Below are 18,656 nucleotides of genomic sequence, written 5' to 3' on the forward strand. Positions count from 1 at the left end.
GCCGACCCCGCCACCGCGCGCGCGGCACAGTCGGTGGCGCAGAATCATTTCCCGGCGGGGGCCGGTCGATGAGGAGACTTCTGATGCGCAGTAAGTTGGGCTCACTTCTTCTCTGCGCTGCGCTGGCGCTCGCTGGTTCTTTCGCGCAAGCGCAGCAGACGAAGAAGATGCCGCACATTGGCTATCTGGCGGCCGTTTCGGCGACGGCGGACGCGCCGCGCCTGGAGGCATTTCGCCAGGGTCTCCGCAATCTCGGCTATGTCGAAGGACAGAACATCCTGATCGACTACCGGCACGAGAGTCAGGACCTGCAGCGCCTTCCCGCCCTCGCCGCCGACCTGGTGCGCATGAAGGTCGACGTGCTGGTCACGGTGACGACGAACGCCGCGCAGGCGGCGAAGCGGACGACTTCGACCGTGCCGATCGTTTTCATGGGCGTGACCGACCCCGTCGCCACCGGACTGGCCGAGAGCCTGGCACGCCCCGGCGGCAACAGCACCGGCGTCACGAACGTGGCGGCCATCCTCACGGGCAAGCGGCTGGAGCTTCTCAAGGAGTCCGATCCGCGCATCGTGCGGGTGGCGGTGCTCTGGGACCCGGACGCGCCGGGCTCCGTTCCTCAGTGGGAAGCAAGCCAGGTGCCTGCGGAGAAGCTGGGCCTGCAGCTCTATTCGATGCAAACCAGCAGCCCCGAAAGCTACGTGGCAGCGTTCAAGCAAGCGGTGGCGGCGCGTGCCGATGCGGTATGGGTCACGCTGAACCCAGTGGCCAACTCCAACCAGAAGCTGATTGCGGAACTGGCCATCGAGAACGGACTGCCCTCGATCTGCGCGCGTGGAGACTACGCCGAGAACGGCTGCCTCATGGCCTACGGGCCCGGCTACGGCAATGAAGGCAAGGACGGGGCTCGGTACGTCGATCGAATACTCAAGGGCGCCAAGCCCGCCGACTTGCCGATCGAGCAGCCGACGAAGTTCGAGCTGATCGTGAACCTGAAGACGGCGAACCGCATCGGCTTCAAGGTGCCGCAGGCCGTGCTGAATCGGGCGGACAAGGTGATTCAGTGACCACGCCAAGCCGCCTCGATCGCGGCGACGTCGATCTTTTGCATCTTCATCATCGCGTCGAAAGCGCGCTTGGCCGCCGCGCGATCAGGGTCGGCCATTGCCGCCATGAGGACGCGCGGCGTGATCTGCCATGACAGTCCCCAGCGGTCCTTGCACCAGCCGCAGTCGCTCTCCTGGCCGCCATTGCTGACGATCGCGTTCCACAGGCGATCGGTCTCAGCCTGGTCGTCCGTCGCGATCTGGAAAGAGAACGCCTCGTTGTGCTTGAACATCGGGCCGCCGTTCAAGCCGATGCAGGGAATGCCGGCGACAGTGAACTCGACCATCAGCACATTGCCTTCCTTGCCGTCCGGGTAGTCGCCCGGCGCGCGATAGATGGCGCCCACGGAACTGTCAGGAAATGTTTGCGCGTAGAAATTCGCGGCGTCGACGGCGTCCCGGTCGTACCACAGACAAATGGTGTTTTTGCTGGTCATCCATGTCTCCTCGAGAGTGGGCCGCAAATTGTGCATGCATTGTGCAAAGCGCAAAAGCCGCTACTTCAGCTTCTCGTCTTCCTTTTTCGCTTCGGCCATGGCCTCGGGCTCCAGCTCTTCCGCCGAGCGGTTGAGCCGGATGAAAACGCCCCAACCGATCAGGATCACCCCGACCGAGCACAGTGTCGCGGCCGCGTAGAGAAGGAGTTCCGGCGCCTCCCGAGCCTTGAAGGTCCCCACCAGCCCTTCAACCGCCACTGCGACCACGATCACGACCATGAAGCGCGAAAGGAACCTTCGCACGCGGGTCGGGGCGCTGATGTGGGCGTCGCGGACGACCTCTTCCTCGGCGATGGTCTGGGAGATCTGCAACGCGACCACCGCCGCCGCCAGCAGGCCCATGGCCTCGATGATGGTCTCGGCCGCCGAGGGATCCAGTCCTTCGGCAAACGCCGTCCAGGTCACCCGCGTGGCGATCGCGATCAGCATCAAGGCTGTCGTGGCAAACAGGACAGCCATGAATGCATGGATCGCCGAGTAGACGCGAAGGAGCAGTTTCATGGGAGGCAATGAAGATGCGCAGGAGCATGGTTCACCTTTGCGCATCCATCTGTAGTCCGCCGCCGCCTGCGCACCGAAATGCGTGACCTCGCTACAGCGCCGCCACGATCACATGCGCCTGGATCTTGCCGACCACTTCCCCTTCTCCATGCCGGCTGGCGATCATCTCGGCCGCGCGATCTGTCACCAGCTGAAGCAGGCTGGCATCGCGCGCCTCGATCTCATTGCGCAACGGCGTTCCCTGGCAGTAGGCGGAGGCGGCGTCGCGTGCCGACGGCGCGTGACTCACCTTCTCGTGCGTCTCGATATCGATGTGCGCGAACCCTGCGCGGGCCAGTTCGTCGCGGATGAGTGCGACGTCGTGGTAGCCATGCGGCGTGCGGGCGAGGAAACGCGGAGGGTCGTGAGGGAACACCGCAGCGGCTGCCTGGGTGACCTCATCGGCAAAGGCGTTCTCTTCGATGCGGTCCCAGACGCTGAAGACGAAGCGCCCGCCGGACTTCAGTACGCGACGCGCCTCGGCATAGCCGGCCACGCGGTCGGGAAAGAACATCGCACCGAACTGGCAGCAAACGACGTCGAACGCGGCATCCTCGAAAGGCAGGTGGAGCGCATCGGCCTGTCGCCATTCGATTCGGCCGTCCGACCCCTGCCGAGTCGCGGCGTAGTCCAGCATCGGGTGGTTGAGGTCGGTCACCACGTAACGTGCATCGGCGCCGAGTCTCGGCGCAAGCGCCCGCGTGACCACGCCACTGCCGGCTGCGGTCTCGAGCACCGCCGCGGGCGAAAAGCCGGCGACAAGCTCCGCCGTGTCCGACGCGTAAGCCTGGAAGATCAGCGGCACCATCAGCGTGTCGTAGAACATCGGGATGGAACCCGCGAACACCTTGTCGCTGTCAGCCATGAGACCCCCTTTTGCCCTTGGGCGTAGTGGTTAGTCAAGCCCTCACTGGTACACCGCGAGCCGCCGTGACCCGGCGAGGATGTCGCTCGGTCGAAGACCATACACCTGCCGTATCGAATGGCTGAAGTGGGTCGAATCCGGATAGCCCGTATCGAGGGCGATATCGGTCAGCGTGCCTTCCTGGCGCACATGGCGAAGCAGGCTGCGCGCTCGCTTCCAGGCACGGAAAGCGCGAAAGGTCACGCCGGTTTCTTGCTTGAACAGATGCAGGAAGCGCGAGAACGACAGCTTCACGCCCGCCGCGCATTGCTCTGCCGAAGTCTGCGCTGCAGGGTCGGCGTTGATGCGATCGATGACGGTGCGAATGCGCGCATCCATGGTTCGCGGCACCAGCAGCTGATCGAAGAAGAGTTCGTCGAACTCGAATTCGTCGAAGCAGCCGCTGCCCGAAGCGGCGAGCAACCGGGCGTGCGCTTCGCGCACCCGCAGCACGAAGGCCGGCGCATCGACCGGGCCGCAATGCTGCAAAAAAGCAGGCAAGCGCGAAGGGTCGACGGATTCGGCTTCGATCAGCAGATTGAGGACCAGGCGTTGGTCGGTCGTGACCTGGTGCGGCACCTGGGGCGGGACCACGAGCAGTTCACCGCTCTGCCAGGCGCCGCCGCCAATGCGGATCCGCAGTGGCGCATGGGCGGGTGCGACGTAGATTCCGTGACCGCCGAGGCTTCGCTCAGCGGCCGCGCCCAGCAGGCCGGCATAGAACACGCGATGCGTCGTGAGCCACATGAGACGCTCGCCGCCGCTGTGGCCGTTGGGTGCGCCCGGTGTCGATTGCCCGCTGGTCAAATGGCATCTCCTTTGATCCTTCGAGACGGATCGTAGCGGCGGCACGAATCCCGGCGCGCTCACCGGCGCGGGGACTTTCCCTTACGGCCGGAGCACTCGGCGCAACTCGGCCGCACAGAGCGCGACCGCTGTGTTCGCTTCATCGAGGATCTTTCCCATGAGGACAAAGCCGTGGATCTGCCGCTCAAAGCAGACGTAGACGGCGGAATTGCCTGCTTCAGTCAACGCTTCGGCATACGCCGCGCCCTCGTCGCGCAACGGGTCGTAGCCCGCCGTGAGCACCAGCGCTGGCGGCAGTCCTCGAAGATCCTTGTGCAGCAGCGGAGAGGCACGCCAATCGGCATCGTCTTTCGCGTCGGTGATGTAGTGGTCATGAAAGTACGCAATCGTGTCGCTGGTCAGCACGTACCCCTGGCCATTGGTGGTGTGCGAGGGATGGACGCACCGCATGTCGGTGGCCGGGTAGATCAGCAACTGAAATGCGATGGGCAGGTCGCCCGCGTCGCGTGCAGCGATGGCAACCACCGCTGCCAGGTTGCCGCCGGCACTGTCGCCGCCGACTGCAAGACGGCTGGCGTCCACGCCGAGTGCCGCCGCTTCCTTGCGCACCCATCGCGTGGCGGCGAGCACGTCGTCCACGGCGGCCGGAAAGCGATGCTCCGGCCCCATCCGGTAATCCACCGCGACGACTGCGCAGTGCGACTGATTGGCCAACTCGCGGCACAGCGTGTCGTGCGTTTCGAGGTCACCGATCGTCCATCCACCGCCATGGTAGTAGACGAGCACCGGCAACATGCGGTCGGCCTTTGAGCCCAGCGGCCTGTAGAGGCGCATCGGAATCGGCCCGCCCGGGCCTTCACCGCTGAAATCCCGTACTTCGGCAAGCTCGGGCGGCGCAGGCTGTGTGATGGCACGGCGCTCACGGTAGAACTTGCGCGCGTCCGCGACCGTCAGCGTGTGCGTCGGCGGCACGCCCTTGCTCGCCAGCAGATCGATGAAAGCCTTGGCTTGAGGATGCAGCATGACGGTCTCCGATGAGGTGAAGTGAATCAGGCTTGGCGAGGCTTGACGCGCGAGGCGGCTTCCTTGGCATTGCGGCGCGCCGTGTCGATGTCTGCCGCATGTGCGAGCGCAACGCCCATGCGGCGCTTGACGAAACTCTCGGGCTTGCCGAAGAGGCGGACGTCGACGCCCGGCACCGCCAGCGCATGGGCGACACCGTCGAACGCGATTCCCGTGGCATCGACACCGCCGTAGATCACCGCGCTGGCACCCGGGCTCTTGAGCGTGGTGTCGACCGGCAGCCCGAGAATCGCACGGGCGTGCAGTTCGAACTCGTTCTGCCACTGGGTCGCCATGGTGACCATGCCGGTGTCGTGCGGGCGGGGGCTGACTTCGCTGAACCAGACCTGCTCGCCCTTGACGAACAGCTCGACACCGAAGAGCCCCTGTCCGCCGAGATCGGACGTGACGGCCCGGGCGATGTCCTGCGCCTTCTTCAGCGCTGCGGGAGCCATCGGATGCGGCTGCCAGCTCTCGACGTAGTCACCACTCACCTGCACATGGCCGATCGCGTCGCAGAAATGCGTCTGCACGGCGCCTGCGGCGTCGATGGCCCGCACGGTGAGCAGCGTGATCTCGTAGTCGAAGTCGATGAAGCCCTCGACGATCACGCGGCCGTGGCTCACGCGACCGCCGGCCATGGCGTAGTCCCAGGCTTTCTGCACGTCCGCGGGACCCTCGATCTTGCTCTGGCCCTTGCCGGAGCTGCTCATCACGGGTTTGACAATGCAGGGGTAACCGATGCCTTCATCGATGGCCGCCTGCAGTTCGGCCAGCGAATCGCAGAACTTGTAGGGACTGGTCGGCACGCCGAGCGTCTCGGCGGCCAGGCGCCGGATGCCTTCGCGGTCCATGGTGAGGCGTGCTGCGCGCGCGGTGGGGATCACGCGCACCACGCCTGCGTCTTCCAGCTCCTGCAGCATCGGGGTGGCAATGGCCTCGATTTCTGGCACGACGAGCTGCGGCTTCTCAGCCTCGATCAGCGCCTTGAGTTGCGCCGGGTCGCTCATGGTGATGGTGCGCGCGTGGTGCGCAACCTGCTGGCCCGGCGCGTTCTCATAGCGGTCGACGGCGATGGTTTCGACGCCCAGGCGCTGGAGTGCGATCAGGACCTCCTTGCCGAGCTCACCGGAGCCGAGAAGCATCACGCGGGTGGCGGTGGGAGAAAGAGGTGTGCCGAGGGTGGTCATGGTGCGGATTCGTGGCTGTGGGACTGAACGCGGCACTTTAAATCACCCTGCTGTCACACGCGGCAACGGTGCCGCCTGCGCGGCTGTTTCACAATCTCGGCCAGTTCCTCAATTCATTCCCCCCGTTTTTTTCGGTTTCATCCTCGTTTTTGTTTTTATCCCTGAAGGAGCATTTCTCGTGACTCTCATGACTATCCAGACAGTCGGCATCATCGGTGCAGGCACGATGGGCAACGGTATCGCGCAGGCTTGCGCGGTCGCGGGCGTCAACGTCGTGATGATCGACGTCGCCCAGGCCGCAGTGGACAAGGGCCTTGCCACTGTGACGGGCAGCCTCGACCGCCTGATCAAGAAGGACAAGCTCAGCGCCGCGCAGAAGGATGCGGCGCTCGCGCTGATCAAGGGATCGACCGACTACGAAGACCTCAAGGCCGCGCAGCTCGTGATCGAGGCCGCCACCGAGAACCACGCGCTCAAGCTGAAGATCCTCAAGCAGGTCGATGCGCTGGTGGCGCCCGAAGTGATCATCGCGTCGAACACGTCGTCGATCTCGATCACGCAACTGGCCGCAGCCACCTCGCGCGCGGACCGCTTCATCGGCATGCACTTCTTCAACCCGGTTCCGATGATGGCGCTGGTGGAAATCATCCGGGGCTATCTGACCAGCGATGCAACGCATGACGCGGTGAAGGCGCTGGCAGAGCGGCTGGGCAAGTCGCCCATCACCGTCAAGAATGCGCCGGGCTTCGTGGTCAATCGCATTCTCGTGCCGATGATCAATGAGGCATTCTTCGTGCTAGCCGAAGGTCTCGCGACGGCGGAAGACATCGACGCAGGCATGAAGCTCGGCTGCAACCAGCCGATCGGCCCCCTGGCGCTGGCGGACATGATCGGACTGGACGTCTGCCTGGCCGTGATGGAGGTGTACCTCGAACAGTTCGGCGACTCCAAGTACCGCCCCTGCCCGCTGCTGAAGGAAATGGTCGCGGCCGGCCAACTCGGTCGCAAGACCGGCCGCGGTGTGTACAAGTACTGACCCCCAGCCTCGCCCACTTCGTGTGGCTCTGCACCCCCTTTCAGGGGGCAATACCAGCGGCCCGGCTGAGCCGGTTCCGCGGTATTTCTGGGATTGCGCTGCACCTTTTCTTTTTAACAACCTGGAGACAAGCTGAATGACCGCCACGCCCACTACGCCGCCGCCCGAAGGGTGCATTGACACGCAGGTGCTCGACCATGTGCTGCTGATCGGCATCAACCGGCCGGCCAAGCGCAATGGATGGACGCCCGCGATGTTCCGGCAGCTTGCCGAGGCCTACACGCGGCTCGATGACGATCCCTCGCTGCGGGTCGGTGTGCTGCATGCCTTCGGCGATCACTTCACGGCAGGGCTCGACCTTCCGGCGGTGACCGAATTCATGAAGCGCGGCGAGAAGGCCGTGCCGGCCGGCCTTGTCGAACCCCACGACTTCGGCTTGCCGGGCTACCGTCGCCGCACCAAGCCGATGGTGGTGGCAGTCAAGGGCATCTGCTTCACCGTGGGCATCGAGCTGATGCTCGGTGCTGACATCGTGGTCGCGGCGGACAACTGCCGCTTCTCGCAGATGGAAGTGCAGCGCGGCATCATGGCCACGGGCGGCGCCACGCTGCGGATGGCCGAGCGCGCAGGCGTGGGCAATGCAATGCTGCATCTGCTGACGGCCGACGAGTTCGACAGCGCCGAGGCCCTTCGCCTCAATTTCGTCCAGCGGGTGGTCCCTGCCGGACAGGAGCTGGAAGAAGCTCTGCGCATCGCCCAGCACATTGCGGCACAGGCGCCACTGGCCGTGGTCGCGACGCGGCTCAATGTCATCAAGGCCATCGAGCAAGGCCCCCTCGCCGCGGTCGAAGATTTCATTCCGGTGCAGAAGACGCTCTCGAACAGCGAGGACGCGGCCGAAGGCGTGCGTTCCTTCATCGAACGCCGGCCGGCGCGCTTCTCCGGTCGCTGACCCAAGGATTCATGACGCCGGATCATCCGGCGACAAATTAAATTGCACGCAATTTAATTGCTGGCTATACTTCAGGCCATGCGCACTCCAGCACCTTCCGCACCCTCCGCCGACGAGATGCTGCGCCTGGACAACCAGCTCTGCTTTGCGGTGTATTCCGCGTCGCTGGCCATGACCAAGCTGTACAAGCCGCTGCTTGAAAAGCTCGGGCTCACCTACCCTCAATACCTCGTCATGCTCGCACTGTGGGAGCGCGATCGGCTCATGGTGTCGGAACTCGGCGAAAAGCTCTCGCTCGACTCCGGCACGCTGACGCCCCTCCTGAAGCGGCTCGAGGCCAACGGTCTGGTGGCGCGCATCCGCGACGCCGAAGACGAGCGCCGCGTGCGCATCAGCCTCACTGCCGCGGGGCGCAAGCTCAAGGCGCGCGCCGCCAGCGTGCCGGCCTGTCTTCTGGCCGCTTCGAGCTGCTCGATCGATGAACTGGTCTCGCTCACGCAGCAAATGCAGCGATTGCGTGACCGCATCAAGGTCGCCTAGCTTTCCCGGAATTTTTTTCAACCCCCAACCCAAGGAATCACCATGGTCAAGAAACTCGACAAGGTCCTCTACACCGCTCAGGCGCACACCATCGGCGGCCGCGACGGCTCCGGCAAGACCAGCGACGACGCGCTGGACGTGAAGCTCAGCTCGCCCGGTTCAGGCAAGCCCGGCACCAATCCCGAGCAGCTCTTCGCCATCGGTTATTCGGCCTGCTTCATCGGCGCAATGAAGGCCGTCTCGCCGAAGATCAACGTCAAGGTGCCGGACGACGTGGCGATCGACGCCAGCGTTTCGCTGGGCCCGATCGACGGCGGCGCGGCCTACGGCATCGCGGTCAAGCTGGCAATCACCTTGCCTGGCCTCGACGACGCACAGAAGAAGCTGCTGGTCGAGACCGCGCACCAGGTCTGCCCGTATTCGAATGCCACGCGCGGCAACGTCGAAGTCGAGCTGTCCATCGCCTGATCGACGTCAGTCCTCAGGGCCCGTCCGGGCGTCGCCTAAGCGACGACAGGGCGGGCCTTTTTCATGCAACTGAAGCAGGTCTGCGCTAAGGTCTGCGCCCGCACACGGCAAAGAGAGGCTGCCTCATGAGCACGACCAAATTCCTGGTCCGAAAGGACGATCTCGCTTCCACACGCGTGCGTGCCGCCGAAGACACCCGGCTTGCCAACGGGCAGGTTCGCGTGCGCATCGACAGCTTTGCCCTCACGTCCAACAACATCACCTATGCCGCTTTCGGCGACGCGATGAGCTATTGGCAGTTCTATTCGACGGGCGAGGAAGGCTGGGGCAGCATTCCGGTGTGGGGTTTCGCGTCGGTCGTCCATTCGTTGCATCCGGGCGTTGCCGTGGGTGAACGGCTGTACGGCTACTTTCCGATGTCTTCCGCCGCCGTGCTGACGCCGGAGCGTCTCTCGCCAGAGCGCTTCACCGACGGAGCACCCCATCGCGCGGCGCTGCCGGCGGTCTACAACCAGTACTTCCGCTGCAAGTCCGATCCACTCTATTCGGCGGACACCGAGGATGTGCAGGCACTGCTGCGGCCCCTCTTCATCACCTCCTGGCTGATCGACGACTTTCTCGACGACAACGACTTCTTCGGCGCGCGGCCCGGCGCGGTGCTGCTGTCGAGCGCATCCAGCAAGACAGCCTACGGCACCGCCTTCCAGTTGGCGCAACGCGAAGGCATCGAGGTGATTGGGCTGACGTCCGCCGCCAACAAGGCCTTTTGCGAAAGCCTCGGCTGCTATCACCGCGTGCTGGCCTATGAAGAACTCGACCAGATCGCCGCGGACAAGCCCTGCGTCTACGTCGACTTCGCGGGCAACGGCGCGCTGCGCCAAGCGATCCACACGCGCTTCGGCCAGCTCAAGCACAGCGCCTCGATTGGCAGTACCCACCTCGACCAGCGGGCCACGCCAGGCAGCGGAAAGGACCTTCCGGGCCCGCGCGCCACCTTCTTCTTTGCGCCGGCCCAGATCAAGAAGCGCACCACCGAATGGGGCGCAGAGGCCTTCGGCCAGCGGATGAAGCAAGCGTGGCATGCCTTCATCGGACGGGTGACCGACCCAAAGGCGCCATGGCTGCGGACCGAGCACCATGCAGGCATCGCCGAAGTGCAGGCCGCCTATGCGGAAGTCCTCGCGGCCAAAAGCGATCCGCGCGTCGGGCACATTCTTTCGCTGGCGAGAAGCGAAGCCGCCACATAGCGACAATCGCCGCATGACCCAGTCTGCGGCGAAAGCCTCCGCCCACCCTTACGAGAACCTCACGCCCGATGTGGTGCTCGACGCGCTGGCAACGCTCGGCCTGCACGGAGATGGCCGGCTCACCGCGCTCAACTCCTACGAGAACCGCGTCTATCAGGTGTATCTGGAAGATCGCAGCGCCGTGGTGGTCAAGTTCTACCGGCCGGGCCGCTGGAGCGAGGCCGACATTCTTGAAGAGCACGGCTTCTCGCTCGAACTCGCGGCGGCCGAAGTGCCCGCGGTGCCCCCCATCGCGGTCAACGGGCAGACCTTGCACCGCCATGGCGGCTTCGCTTTCAGCGTGAGCCCCTACCGCGGCGGGCGGTCGCCGGAGCTTGACGATTTCGAAGTGCTGGAATGGGTGGGCCGCTTCCTCGCGCGCATTCATTCCGTCGGCGCGCGGAAGCCCTTCGAATCGCGCCCCACATTGGACTTGCAAACCTTCGGCATCGCATCGCGAGACTGGCTGATCGGCAATCACATGGTGCCGCTCGATGTGCAGCGCGAATGGGAAACCGCCTGCAACGAGGCTTTCGAAATGATCGCCGCCACGGCGCTCCGCCCGGCCGGACAAGGCGGCGCCGATGGACCGGGCGAATCCGCGCTGAAGAAGCTGCGGCTGCACGGGGACGTGCACCCGGGCAACATTCTTTGGACGCCCACCGATCGGCCCGAAGGCGGCCCGCACTTCGTCGACCTCGACGACGCGCGCACCGGCTTCGCGGTGCAAGACCTGTGGATGCTGCTTTCCGGTGATCGTGCCCAGCGCACCGGCCAGTTGAGTGGGCTGCTCGACGGCTACGAGCAGTTCCGCAGTTTCGATCGCCGCGAACTCGCGCTCATCGAACCGCTGCGCACGCTGCGGCTCATTCACTACAGCGCATGGCTCGCGCGCCGCTGGGAAGATCCAATCTTTCCGATCAACTTTCCGTGGTTCGGATCGAGCGACTACTGGAAGGGGCAGATCCAGATGCTGCAGGATCAGTGCGAAGCGATGGCGGAAGAGCCGCTGTACGCCTGAAGGCTCAGTCCGCGGCCGGCCGGTCGGCCTGCAAGGCGCGCAGGAAGCCCTGCACCACCGCATTCGGAGGTCCGTCCCTCCAGACGCAGAAGGCCTCCGAGCGCGCCACCTCTTCGTCTAGCGGCCGGAATGCCGCGCCTCGGAGCGCCGCGTGATGCAGCGCACTGGGCACGAGCGCGACACCCATTCCCTGAGAAACCAGCGAGACCACCGAAAGCCAGTGACGCACCTCGTGCCTTACCTCGGGCCGGAATCCCGCATCGGCGCAAATCGCCAGGATGCGCTCGTGATAGTCAGGCGACGCGCTGCGCGAAAACAGCACGAAGGGTTCGTCGCGCAGGCTCGCCATCGGGACCGTGCGCCGCCGCGCCAACCTATGGCCGACCGGCACGCACGCCACGAAGGATTCGGACACCAGCAGCGCGTGCCGCAGTTCGGCCGGCATCCGGCTCGTGTGCACGAAGCCGAAGTCGAGCCTGTCATGCAGCAGTTCGGCGATCTGCTCGCCTGAGTTGAGTTCGGCCAATGTCACCCGGACCGCGGGATGCTTTGCCTGGAACTTGCGCAAGGCCTGCGGCAGCCCGCGATAGAGCATTGCGCCGACGAAGCCGATGCGCAGCCGGCCGGCCGAGCCTTGCGACACGTCGCGCGCTTCGAGCGCGGCCTCTTCGGCCTGGCGCAGCAATGCGCGCGCCGATGCCTGCAACGCCTCGCCGGCGGGGGTGAGGTGCACTTCCTTGCTGTTGCGCTCGAAGAGGCGCGCGCCGACGGATTCCTCCAGCTGCCGGATGGCAACGCTCAGGGGCGGCTGCGAAATCGCGAGCCGCCGCGCAGCCCGCCCAAAATGCAGTTCCTCGGCGAGCACGACGAAGTAGCGCAGATGTCGAAGTTCCATGCGGCAGTCTCGCACGATAGGTGAATCGGATCAAACAAGTGGTATTTGATATTGGACAAGAATCGTGCAGGCTCAAAAAATGCGGCCCAAAGGAGACAAGACATGTCCAGCACAGAAGCCGCGCACCCCGTGCCTGACCGCCACGGGCAGAACCTTTTCACCACCGATACCGAGCTGCACAAGCTACTCGCGCTGTACCTGCCGCCGGATCTACTGGAACACATGCAGCCGCATTTCGAGCGCCTCGGCGCCTTGGCCGGTGGCCCGCTCGACGAGCTGGCGCAGACCGCGGACCGCAATCCGCCGACGCTCAAGCTGCGCACCCGCACCGGAATCGACGACCAGAAGGTGATCAAGCATCCGGCCTACGTCGAGATGGAGCGCCTTGCGCTCAGCGAATTCGGTCTGGCTGCGATGTCTCACCGCGAAGAAACGCTGGGCTGGAAGGGCAAGATGCCGCCGCTGGTCAAGTACGTGCTGACCTACCTCTTCGTGCAGGCCGAGTTCGGCCTGTGCTGCCCGGTTTCGATGACCGATTCGCTGACGCGAACACTGAAGAAGTTCGGCAGCCCCGAACTGGTCGAGCGCTTCATCGGCCGCCTCACTTCGCTGGATTTCGACATGCTGGCGCAGGGCGCCATGTTCATGACCGAGCAGGCGGCCGGCTCCGACATTGCCGCCACCGTCACCCGTGCGTGGCAGGACGAGGCCGGTCAATGGCGCCTCAGCGGTGACAAGTGGTTCTGCTCCAACCCCGACGCTGATTTCGCGATGGTGCTGGCGCGCGTCGACGGCGGACTTGCCGGCATGAAGGGCGTGTCGCTGTTCCTGCTGCCGCGCCAACTCGACGACGGCAGCGCCAACCACTACCGGATCATTCGGCTCAAGGACAAATTGGGCACGCGGTCGATGGCGAGCGGAGAGATCCGTCTCGAAGGCGCCGTGGCTTACCTCGTCGGCGAACAGGGGCGCGGCTTCGTGCAGATGGCCGACATGGTCAACAACTCGCGCCTGTCGAACGGCGTGCGCGCGGCCGGGCTGATGCGCCGCGCGGTTGCGGAAGCCGAATACATCGCGAGCGAACGCCGCGCCTTCGGCAAGCGGCTCGCCGACATGCCCCTGATGCAGCGCCAATTGCTGAAGCTGCGCCTGCCGGCCGAACAGGCGCGCACGATGGTGTTCCAGACCGCGCTCGCGCTGGCCCGTTCGGACCAGGGCGACCAGACTGCCTATCCGCTGCTGCGCATCCTCACGCCGCTCATCAAGTTCCGCGCCTGCCGCGACGCACGCAAAGTGACGGGCGACGCCATGGAAGTGCGCGGCGGCTGCGGCTACATCGAGGAATGGGCCGACCCTCGCCTGGTGCGCGACGCACACCTGGGTTCGATCTGGGAAGGCACCAGCAACATCGTCGCGCTCGACGTGCTTCGCGCGATCAAGCGGGAAGATTCGCTGAGCGCGCTGCACAAGCACTTCTCGGCACTGCTGGACGAAGCAGCGACGCCGGCTTCTTCGGCTTCTGCTTCAACTGCTTTCTCACCTGCTTTCGCATCGGCCTTGCGGGATGCACTCTCGCGCGCTGCCGCGCTCGCCACCACCGCAACACAGGAAGGCGGCGACGTGATCGCGCGCCAGGCCGCATCGGCGCTTTATCACACGTGCAGCGCCATCGCGATGGCGTGGGAAGGCGCCCGGACGGGCTCGGCGCAGCGCGTGCAATGGGCGCAACTGGTGCTGCTGCATCGCGTGCTCCCGCGCGATCCGCTGACACCCGATGCTGTCCCTGCCAATTGGGCGGGCAGCAGCGCAATGCCGGCACTCGCGGCCGCCTGAGCGCCAGCACTCGATCGACTTCAAACAGACAACACCGACCCAACCGGAGACACACACATGCGAATTCTTGCGACTTTCCTGATGGCCGCCGCGGCGGCATTGCCCCTGCTGCCCGCAGCTCACGCCGACACCTTTCCCGACAAGCCGATCACGCTCGTCATACCGTTCCCGCCCGGGGGACCAACGGATGCCATGGCGCGCACCCTCGCCGCCGAAATGAAAGACCGCCTGGGCCAGCCCATGATCGTGGAGAACCGCGCCGGTGCGGGCGGCAACATCGGCGCCGAGTTCGTGGCGCGTGCCGCACCCGATGGCCAGACGCTGCTGTTCGGGACGTCCGGGCCGCTCGCCATCAATTCGAGCCTCTACCGCAAGATCAATTACGACCCGGTGAAGAGTTTCGCGCCAGTGATCCAGGTCGGCGACCTGCCGAACATCCTGGTCGTGAACCCGTCCGTGCCGGCGAAGAACGTGAAGGAGCTCGTGGCCTACGCCAAGACCAATCCGGGCAAGTTGAGCTATGCGTCCTCCGGCAATGGCGCTTCGTCGCACCTGGCGGGCGTGATGTTCAACGCGATGGCCGGCGTCGATCTGCAGCACATCCCGTACAAAGGCACCGGCCCGGCGCTGAACGATCTGCTCGGCGGTCAGGTGAGCATGAGCTTCACCGACGTGCTCACCGCGCTGCCGTACGTCAAGGCCGGCAAGCTGCGCGCGCTCGGCGTCACCACGGCCGCCCGTTCGCAGGCGCTCCCCAATGTTCCGACGGTGGCCGAGCAAGGCGTGCCGGGCTTCGACGTGAGTGTGTTCTTCGGCATCGTCGCACCAGCCGGAACGCCGCCCGATCGCATCGCCAAGCTCAACAAGGCGTTCGTCGAAGTGCTGGCCACCCCCAAGGTCAAGCAGTTGTTCGCTTCGCAAGGGCTGGAACCGGCACCCTCGAACACGCCAGAGCAACTGGGCAAGTTCATCGGCGCGCAGATGGCCAAGTGGTCCGGCGTCGTCAAGCAATCCGGCGCGCAACTGGATTGAAGACGCCATGACCACTACCGGCACTACCGGCACAACGGGCGCCCTTGCGGGCATCCGCGTGCTCGACATCTCGCGCATCCTCGGCGGTCCTTACTGCGGCCAAATCCTGGGCGACCATGGCGCCGACGTGCTCAAGGTCGAACCGCCCCAAGGCGATGACACGCGCACCTGGGGCCCGCCCTTCAAGGACGGCGTGGCTTCGTACTATCACGGGCTCAATCGCAACAAGCGCATCCAGCATCTCGACTTGGGTACGCCCGAGGGACGCGAGGCGCTGCTCGCGCTGGTTGCCGAAGCCGACGTGCTGATCGAGAACTTCAAGACCGGCACGATGGAGCGCTGGGGGATCGGCTATGACACCCTGTCGCAGCGCTTTCCGCGTCTCGTGTGGTGCCGCGTCTCGGGCTTCGGCTCGGACGGGCCGCTGGGCGCCCTGCCCGGCTATGACGCGGCCGTGCAAGCGATGACCGGCATCATGAGCGTCAACGGGGAAGCAGGTGGCGGTCCGCTGCGCGTCGGCTTGCCGGTCGTCGACATGGTGACCGGGCTCAATGCTGTCATCGGCGTACTGCTAGCGCTGAATGAACGCCAACGCAGTGGACGTGGACAGTTCGTCGAAGCGGCGCTCTATGACAGCGGGTTGTCGCTGCTGCATCCGCATGCGGCCAACTGGTTCATGGATGGCACGGCACCACGACGCACCGGCAACGCGCATCCGAACATCTACCCCTACGACGCATTGGCGACCAAGACCGACCCGATCTTCGTGGCGGTCGGCAACGACCGGCAGTTCGCAAGCTTCTGCGCGTGCATCGGACAGCCTGGGCTTGCCGAAGACCCGTTGTACAAAACCGCTGGACAGCGCTCGGTGCATCGCGAAGGGCTCAAGCAGCAGCTCGAAGCGGCGCTGGCGGAATTCGACGGTCGCACGTTGGTGGACACGCTGATGGCCGCAGGGGTGCCCGCCGCCCCGGTACTTCCCGTGGATGCAGCGCTCACGCATCCGCATACGAAGCATCGCGGCATGGTGGTCGAACTCGAAGGCGGCTATCGCGGCATCGCATCTCCCGTCAAGCTCAGCCGCACCCCGGCGACGTATCGGCATGAGCCGCTGACGCCCGGCAGCGAGTTCGTCTAGAGGCTCATCACCGGGCCGTGGCGCTGGACGGCGGTGTGCTGCCGTTCAAGTACGCGCTCCTGGGCCTGTTGCTGCACGCGTTCGATCGCCTGCTCCCAGCTTTGTGTGCTTTGCGCGACGGACGTATTGAGCGCTTCTACTGTCGGCACCGCGGCGATGCGCTTGAGCGCCGAATCCAGCGCGCCTTCGACCGCGAAAACCTTTGATGCATCGGTGCTCAACACCGCGTGGTCGATGTGGCTCATTCCATTCGCCTTGGCCGCAACCACGAGCGCCGCAGCGAGTTGATCGCTGCGCTGATCGGGCGTGCGGCCTACCTCCGCATCGAGTCGATGCACACCGGCTCGCGCCTGCTCGAACATCGTGTGGTCGGGGTGCCCGGGATGGTCGAGTTGCACGACCGGAGTGTCTCGATCCGGCACGGTCGACAGTTTGCTCGGCGTCGGTAGGCCATTGATCGGCACATGGCTGTGGCTGTCGGCGGTATGGTCGAAATGCGCGACGGTCCCTGGAGCATGCACGTCGTGATAAGGGCAGCGTGCAGCCGGCCTGGGCAGGGAAATGCCGTTTTGCTCAAGCAACAACTCTTGCAGCCCGAGTCCGCGCATGTCCAACTGCAGCTTGCCGGCCAGCGTTGGATTGAGCATTTCATATTGGCAAACGGAACTCACCAAAGAAGCGCCGTAGTAGTTGGCGTAGTCGGAGTTGCCATGGTGGCCCAGCTGTGTGCTCTGCGGCGCTTTGTCGAAGTAGTGCTTTCCGGCGGCTTCGACGTTGCGAGAATCCGGCGTGATGGAAAGATCGGCGTTGAGGGTGAAGCCGTCTTTCGCTACGAATTGCACGCGTCCGGCGATTTCCTTGGTTTCGATGAAGTCGTTGACGTAGCCGACTTCCCTCGCCAGTTTTCCAAGGTCGGACAGCTGGGCTTCTGGATTGCCGTGCTTCATCCGGCTGACCAAGGCATTCCAACCAGCAATATGTGCGCTGGCTTCGTCGCTGCGGTTGATCGCCAGCATCTGGTCCAACGCCGGGCTGTAGTCGTGGACCGCCTTCCCGCTCTCCAACACGCGCCGAACGTTCTCGTCGAATCCCTCAAGTCCTTTCCTGGTGTGCTCACGATTGATGCCATGACGGATCTCATGCCCCAAAATGAAGGTGAGCACATTGCCTCCCTTGGGATCCAGGACGTTGCTCTGCTTGAGATTGATCGTCTGTGAATGAGGGCTGTAGTTGGCCCCAGCGTTCTCACTCGCGAGCATCGTCGCCAAATGCTTCAGATGGCCTCCTGCGACTGCATCGTTCATCTGCCGCATCAATACAGGCGATTCCTCGATGACAGCGCGCAGGTTCAGATAAGCGGCTGATGTTGGGTCGCCAACCTCGCGGATCACCCGCTCAAGCTCGGGACTGATGGAACTCACTACATGGCCCCCAAGTCCATGTATTCCCCAAGAAAGTTGATGAAGACTCTATTGACGCATCGGTGCGAAATCTTCTCGATACTTTCGCCGCTCTCGCCCACGATGCCGACGTCTATTTTGACCAATCCCCGTTGGTATTGCTTGCCGGCACTTCGTTGGCGGGTGTTGCCGACATGCCGGTAGTCCATCTTGAGCAATGCGTCGTGAAACTGTGCGAGATCGAGTTGGCAAATACCCGTCATCGGTGGATTTTTGCCGCTATATTTTTCGGCCTCTACGAAGAGCAAGCCGAGATCCGGAGAGTGAGTGGCCCTTTCCAAGTCCCAAATGTAGAGATAGAACCACATCTCGGTCACCCGCTGGAATATCTGGTACGCATCATCGCTGGGTTTGTCAGAAAACGGCGTCATGGCAACTCCGCTAAATTGCTCCACCCGCTCGACAGTCAAATCCTGCGGCTGATGCAAGGTGTCGATCAACGCCAACAGCCGGCGCAGCACTTCAGGCGCATCGGGGGGCGCTGTCTCTGTAGTAGCTCGACTCGGCATGTTGGTTTCCTCTGGCTTCATTGGGGATGTGTTGGTCGGCGATGCGCAGGCGCCGAGCGTCAGGCTGAACAGGCAAAGAAGCCCATGCGCGGCCAATCTCTTTATTGATTTTTTTGAATTGTCAGAATTGATGAATCCGGCAGGAGCCGCAAAGTGTGCAGTTCGCGGACCGTGTCCGATCATTGATTGAAGCTTCGAAGAAAGCTTCCCGCCAGCCATGCGGCGGCCAATCGCAATACGACGAGTTATTTTCTTCTCCCTGTGCGCTCGAATTCTTGAATTCTAGGCACAGCTCTTTCCGTGCCTTTCAAGAACATGCACTTTTCTTTAGAAGAAAGAAGTAACGAGGATTCTGGTTGCGACGCAATTGCGCATGCCTT

At 64.1% G+C, this 18,656-nt stretch carries 19 protein-coding genes; 10 read left to right on the plus strand and 9 right to left on the minus strand.

What is annotated here, in order from left to right; genetic code table 11:
* Positions 1 to 83: 83 nt before the first annotated feature.
* The gene (locus tag AC1DEK_RS09750; RefSeq protein WP_478125022.1) at positions 84 to 1,067 is read left to right on the plus strand and encodes an ABC transporter substrate-binding protein; all 984 of its coding nucleotides are present in this window, start codon (positions 84 to 86) and stop codon (positions 1,065 to 1,067) included.
* Here AC1DEK_RS09750 and AC1DEK_RS09755 read toward each other — a convergent pair.
* The 6 genes from AC1DEK_RS09755 to purT all read right to left on the minus strand — a co-directional run bounded on the left by AC1DEK_RS09755 (position 1,061) and on the right by purT (position 6,106).
* Entirely contained in the window at positions 1,061 to 1,543 is a 483-nt protein-coding gene (locus AC1DEK_RS09755) for a VOC family protein (protein ID WP_478125023.1), read from the minus strand. The genes AC1DEK_RS09750 and AC1DEK_RS09755 overlap by 7 nt on opposite strands.
* Before the next feature lie 60 nt (positions 1,544 to 1,603).
* The gene (locus tag AC1DEK_RS09760) at positions 1,604 to 2,104 is read right to left on the minus strand and encodes a hypothetical protein (RefSeq protein WP_478125024.1); all 501 of its coding nucleotides are present in this window, start codon (positions 2,102 to 2,104) and stop codon (positions 1,604 to 1,606) included.
* Positions 2,105 to 2,195: 91 nt separating this feature from the next.
* Positions 2,196 to 3,008 (minus strand): class I SAM-dependent methyltransferase, encoded by an 813-nt coding sequence (locus AC1DEK_RS09765; RefSeq protein ID WP_478125025.1) that lies wholly within the window; start codon positions 3,006 to 3,008, stop codon positions 2,196 to 2,198.
* Between the two features lie 42 nt (positions 3,009 to 3,050).
* Positions 3,051 to 3,794 carry a helix-turn-helix domain-containing protein gene (locus tag AC1DEK_RS09770; protein ID WP_478125284.1) on the minus strand — a complete coding sequence of 248 codons (744 nt, stop codon included), beginning with the start codon at positions 3,792 to 3,794 and terminating at the stop codon, positions 3,051 to 3,053.
* 141 nt (positions 3,795 to 3,935) lie between these two features.
* Positions 3,936 to 4,877 carry an alpha/beta hydrolase gene (locus tag AC1DEK_RS09775; protein ID WP_478125026.1) on the minus strand — a complete coding sequence of 314 codons (942 nt, stop codon included), beginning with the start codon at positions 4,875 to 4,877 and terminating at the stop codon, positions 3,936 to 3,938.
* A 26-nt stretch (positions 4,878 to 4,903) separates the two neighbouring features.
* A complete protein-coding gene (purT, locus tag AC1DEK_RS09780; protein WP_478125027.1) occupies positions 4,904 to 6,106 on the minus strand; it encodes a formate-dependent phosphoribosylglycinamide formyltransferase in 1,203 nt (400 codons plus the stop codon).
* 187 nt (positions 6,107 to 6,293) lie between these two features.
* Here purT and AC1DEK_RS09785 point away from each other — a divergent pair, with 187 nt between their 5' ends.
* The 6 genes from AC1DEK_RS09785 (at position 6,294) to AC1DEK_RS09810 (ending at position 11,409) form a co-directional block, all read left to right on the plus strand.
* Positions 6,294 to 7,142 (plus strand): 3-hydroxybutyryl-CoA dehydrogenase, encoded by an 849-nt coding sequence (locus AC1DEK_RS09785; RefSeq protein WP_478125285.1) that lies wholly within the window; start codon positions 6,294 to 6,296, stop codon positions 7,140 to 7,142.
* 136 nt (positions 7,143 to 7,278) lie between these two features.
* Positions 7,279 to 8,094 carry a crotonase/enoyl-CoA hydratase family protein gene (locus AC1DEK_RS09790; RefSeq protein WP_478125028.1) on the plus strand — a complete coding sequence of 272 codons (816 nt, stop codon included), beginning with the start codon at positions 7,279 to 7,281 and terminating at the stop codon, positions 8,092 to 8,094.
* 78 nt (positions 8,095 to 8,172) lie between these two features.
* Complete coding sequence (locus AC1DEK_RS09795; RefSeq protein WP_478125029.1) at positions 8,173 to 8,634, plus strand: MarR family winged helix-turn-helix transcriptional regulator; 462 nt, start codon at positions 8,173 to 8,175, stop codon at positions 8,632 to 8,634.
* Between the two features lie 42 nt (positions 8,635 to 8,676).
* Complete coding sequence (locus tag AC1DEK_RS09800) at positions 8,677 to 9,102, plus strand: organic hydroperoxide resistance protein (RefSeq protein WP_478125030.1); 426 nt, start codon at positions 8,677 to 8,679, stop codon at positions 9,100 to 9,102.
* Positions 9,103 to 9,227: 125 nt separating this feature from the next.
* Positions 9,228 to 10,349, plus strand: coding sequence for a DUF2855 family protein (locus tag AC1DEK_RS09805; protein ID WP_478125031.1), 1,122 nt, complete (start codon positions 9,228 to 9,230; stop codon positions 10,347 to 10,349).
* A gap of 13 nt (positions 10,350 to 10,362) precedes the next feature.
* Positions 10,363 to 11,409, plus strand: a complete 1,047-nt coding sequence (locus AC1DEK_RS09810) for a serine/threonine protein kinase (RefSeq protein ID WP_478125032.1) — start codon at positions 10,363 to 10,365, stop codon at positions 11,407 to 11,409.
* Positions 11,410 to 11,413: 4 nt separating this feature from the next.
* Here AC1DEK_RS09810 and AC1DEK_RS09815 read toward each other — a convergent pair whose 3' ends face one another.
* The gene (locus tag AC1DEK_RS09815) at positions 11,414 to 12,304 is read right to left on the minus strand and encodes a LysR family transcriptional regulator (RefSeq protein WP_478125033.1); all 891 of its coding nucleotides are present in this window, start codon (positions 12,302 to 12,304) and stop codon (positions 11,414 to 11,416) included.
* A gap of 102 nt (positions 12,305 to 12,406) precedes the next feature.
* On the opposite strand from AC1DEK_RS09815, the gene AC1DEK_RS09820 reads away from it, so the two are divergent.
* From AC1DEK_RS09820 to AC1DEK_RS09830, 3 genes are read left to right on the plus strand one after another with little or no spacing between them, the layout of a single operon-like run.
* Positions 12,407 to 14,137, plus strand: coding sequence for an acyl-CoA dehydrogenase family protein (locus AC1DEK_RS09820; RefSeq protein ID WP_478125034.1), 1,731 nt, complete (start codon positions 12,407 to 12,409; stop codon positions 14,135 to 14,137).
* A gap of 57 nt (positions 14,138 to 14,194) precedes the next feature.
* Positions 14,195 to 15,169: a Bug family tripartite tricarboxylate transporter substrate binding protein gene (locus tag AC1DEK_RS09825; RefSeq protein ID WP_478125035.1), complete on the plus strand. Its 975-nt coding sequence runs from the start codon at positions 14,195 to 14,197 to the stop codon at positions 15,167 to 15,169.
* A gap of 7 nt (positions 15,170 to 15,176) precedes the next feature.
* Entirely contained in the window at positions 15,177 to 16,307 is a 1,131-nt protein-coding gene (locus AC1DEK_RS09830) for a CaiB/BaiF CoA transferase family protein (RefSeq protein ID WP_478125036.1), read from the plus strand.
* On the opposite strand, the gene AC1DEK_RS09835 is transcribed toward AC1DEK_RS09830, so the two are convergent.
* Positions 16,304 to 17,728 (minus strand): XVIPCD domain-containing protein, encoded by a 1,425-nt coding sequence (locus AC1DEK_RS09835; RefSeq protein ID WP_478125037.1) that lies wholly within the window; start codon positions 17,726 to 17,728, stop codon positions 16,304 to 16,306. The genes AC1DEK_RS09830 and AC1DEK_RS09835 overlap by 4 nt on opposite strands.
* Positions 17,728 to 18,459 (minus strand): hypothetical protein, encoded by a 732-nt coding sequence (locus AC1DEK_RS09840; protein ID WP_478125038.1) that lies wholly within the window; start codon positions 18,457 to 18,459, stop codon positions 17,728 to 17,730. The genes AC1DEK_RS09835 and AC1DEK_RS09840 overlap by 1 nt, the downstream gene beginning before the upstream one ends.
* Between the last annotated feature and the right edge of the window lie 197 nt (positions 18,460 to 18,656).

The sequence above is a fragment of the Variovorax sp. 10N420 genome, assembly GCF_056394705.1.

What these genes read in the sequence shown, in the direction of transcription:
- AC1DEK_RS09830 (WP_478125036.1), top strand. Translation starts at nt 15,177, where the DNA reads ATGACCACTACCGGCACTACCGGCACAACGGGCGCCCTTGCGGGCATC.
- AC1DEK_RS09800 (WP_478125030.1), top strand. Translation starts at nt 8,677, where the DNA reads ATGGTCAAGAAACTCGACAAGGTCCTCTACACCGCTCAGGCGCACACC.
- AC1DEK_RS09805 (WP_478125031.1), top strand. Translation starts at nt 9,228, where the DNA reads ATGAGCACGACCAAATTCCTGGTCCGAAAGGACGATCTCGCTTCCACA.
- AC1DEK_RS09820 (WP_478125034.1), top strand. Translation starts at nt 12,407, where the DNA reads ATGTCCAGCACAGAAGCCGCGCACCCCGTGCCTGACCGCCACGGGCAG.
- purT (WP_478125027.1), bottom strand. Translation starts at nt 6,106, where the DNA reads ATGACCACCCTCGGCACACCTCTTTCTCCCACCGCCACCCGCGTGATG.
- AC1DEK_RS09785 (WP_478125285.1), top strand. Translation starts at nt 6,294, where the DNA reads ATGACTATCCAGACAGTCGGCATCATCGGTGCAGGCACGATGGGCAAC.
- AC1DEK_RS09825 (WP_478125035.1), top strand. Translation starts at nt 14,195, where the DNA reads ATGCGAATTCTTGCGACTTTCCTGATGGCCGCCGCGGCGGCATTGCCC.
- AC1DEK_RS09790 (WP_478125028.1), top strand. Translation starts at nt 7,279, where the DNA reads ATGACCGCCACGCCCACTACGCCGCCGCCCGAAGGGTGCATTGACACG.
- AC1DEK_RS09770 (WP_478125284.1), bottom strand. Translation starts at nt 3,794, where the DNA reads ATGTGGCTCACGACGCATCGCGTGTTCTATGCCGGCCTGCTGGGCGCG.
- AC1DEK_RS09750 (WP_478125022.1), top strand. Translation starts at nt 84, where the DNA reads ATGCGCAGTAAGTTGGGCTCACTTCTTCTCTGCGCTGCGCTGGCGCTC.
- AC1DEK_RS09775 (WP_478125026.1), bottom strand. Translation starts at nt 4,877, where the DNA reads ATGCTGCATCCTCAAGCCAAGGCTTTCATCGATCTGCTGGCGAGCAAG.
- AC1DEK_RS09795 (WP_478125029.1), top strand. Translation starts at nt 8,173, where the DNA reads ATGCGCACTCCAGCACCTTCCGCACCCTCCGCCGACGAGATGCTGCGC.
- AC1DEK_RS09755 (WP_478125023.1), bottom strand. Translation starts at nt 1,543, where the DNA reads ATGACCAGCAAAAACACCATTTGTCTGTGGTACGACCGGGACGCCGTC.
- AC1DEK_RS09765 (WP_478125025.1), bottom strand. Translation starts at nt 3,008, where the DNA reads ATGGCTGACAGCGACAAGGTGTTCGCGGGTTCCATCCCGATGTTCTAC.
- AC1DEK_RS09810 (WP_478125032.1), top strand. Translation starts at nt 10,363, where the DNA reads ATGACCCAGTCTGCGGCGAAAGCCTCCGCCCACCCTTACGAGAACCTC.
- AC1DEK_RS09760 (WP_478125024.1), bottom strand. Translation starts at nt 2,104, where the DNA reads ATGAAACTGCTCCTTCGCGTCTACTCGGCGATCCATGCATTCATGGCT.
- AC1DEK_RS09815 (WP_478125033.1), bottom strand. Translation starts at nt 12,304, where the DNA reads ATGGAACTTCGACATCTGCGCTACTTCGTCGTGCTCGCCGAGGAACTG.
- AC1DEK_RS09840 (WP_478125038.1), bottom strand. Translation starts at nt 18,459, where the DNA reads ATGATCGGACACGGTCCGCGAACTGCACACTTTGCGGCTCCTGCCGGA.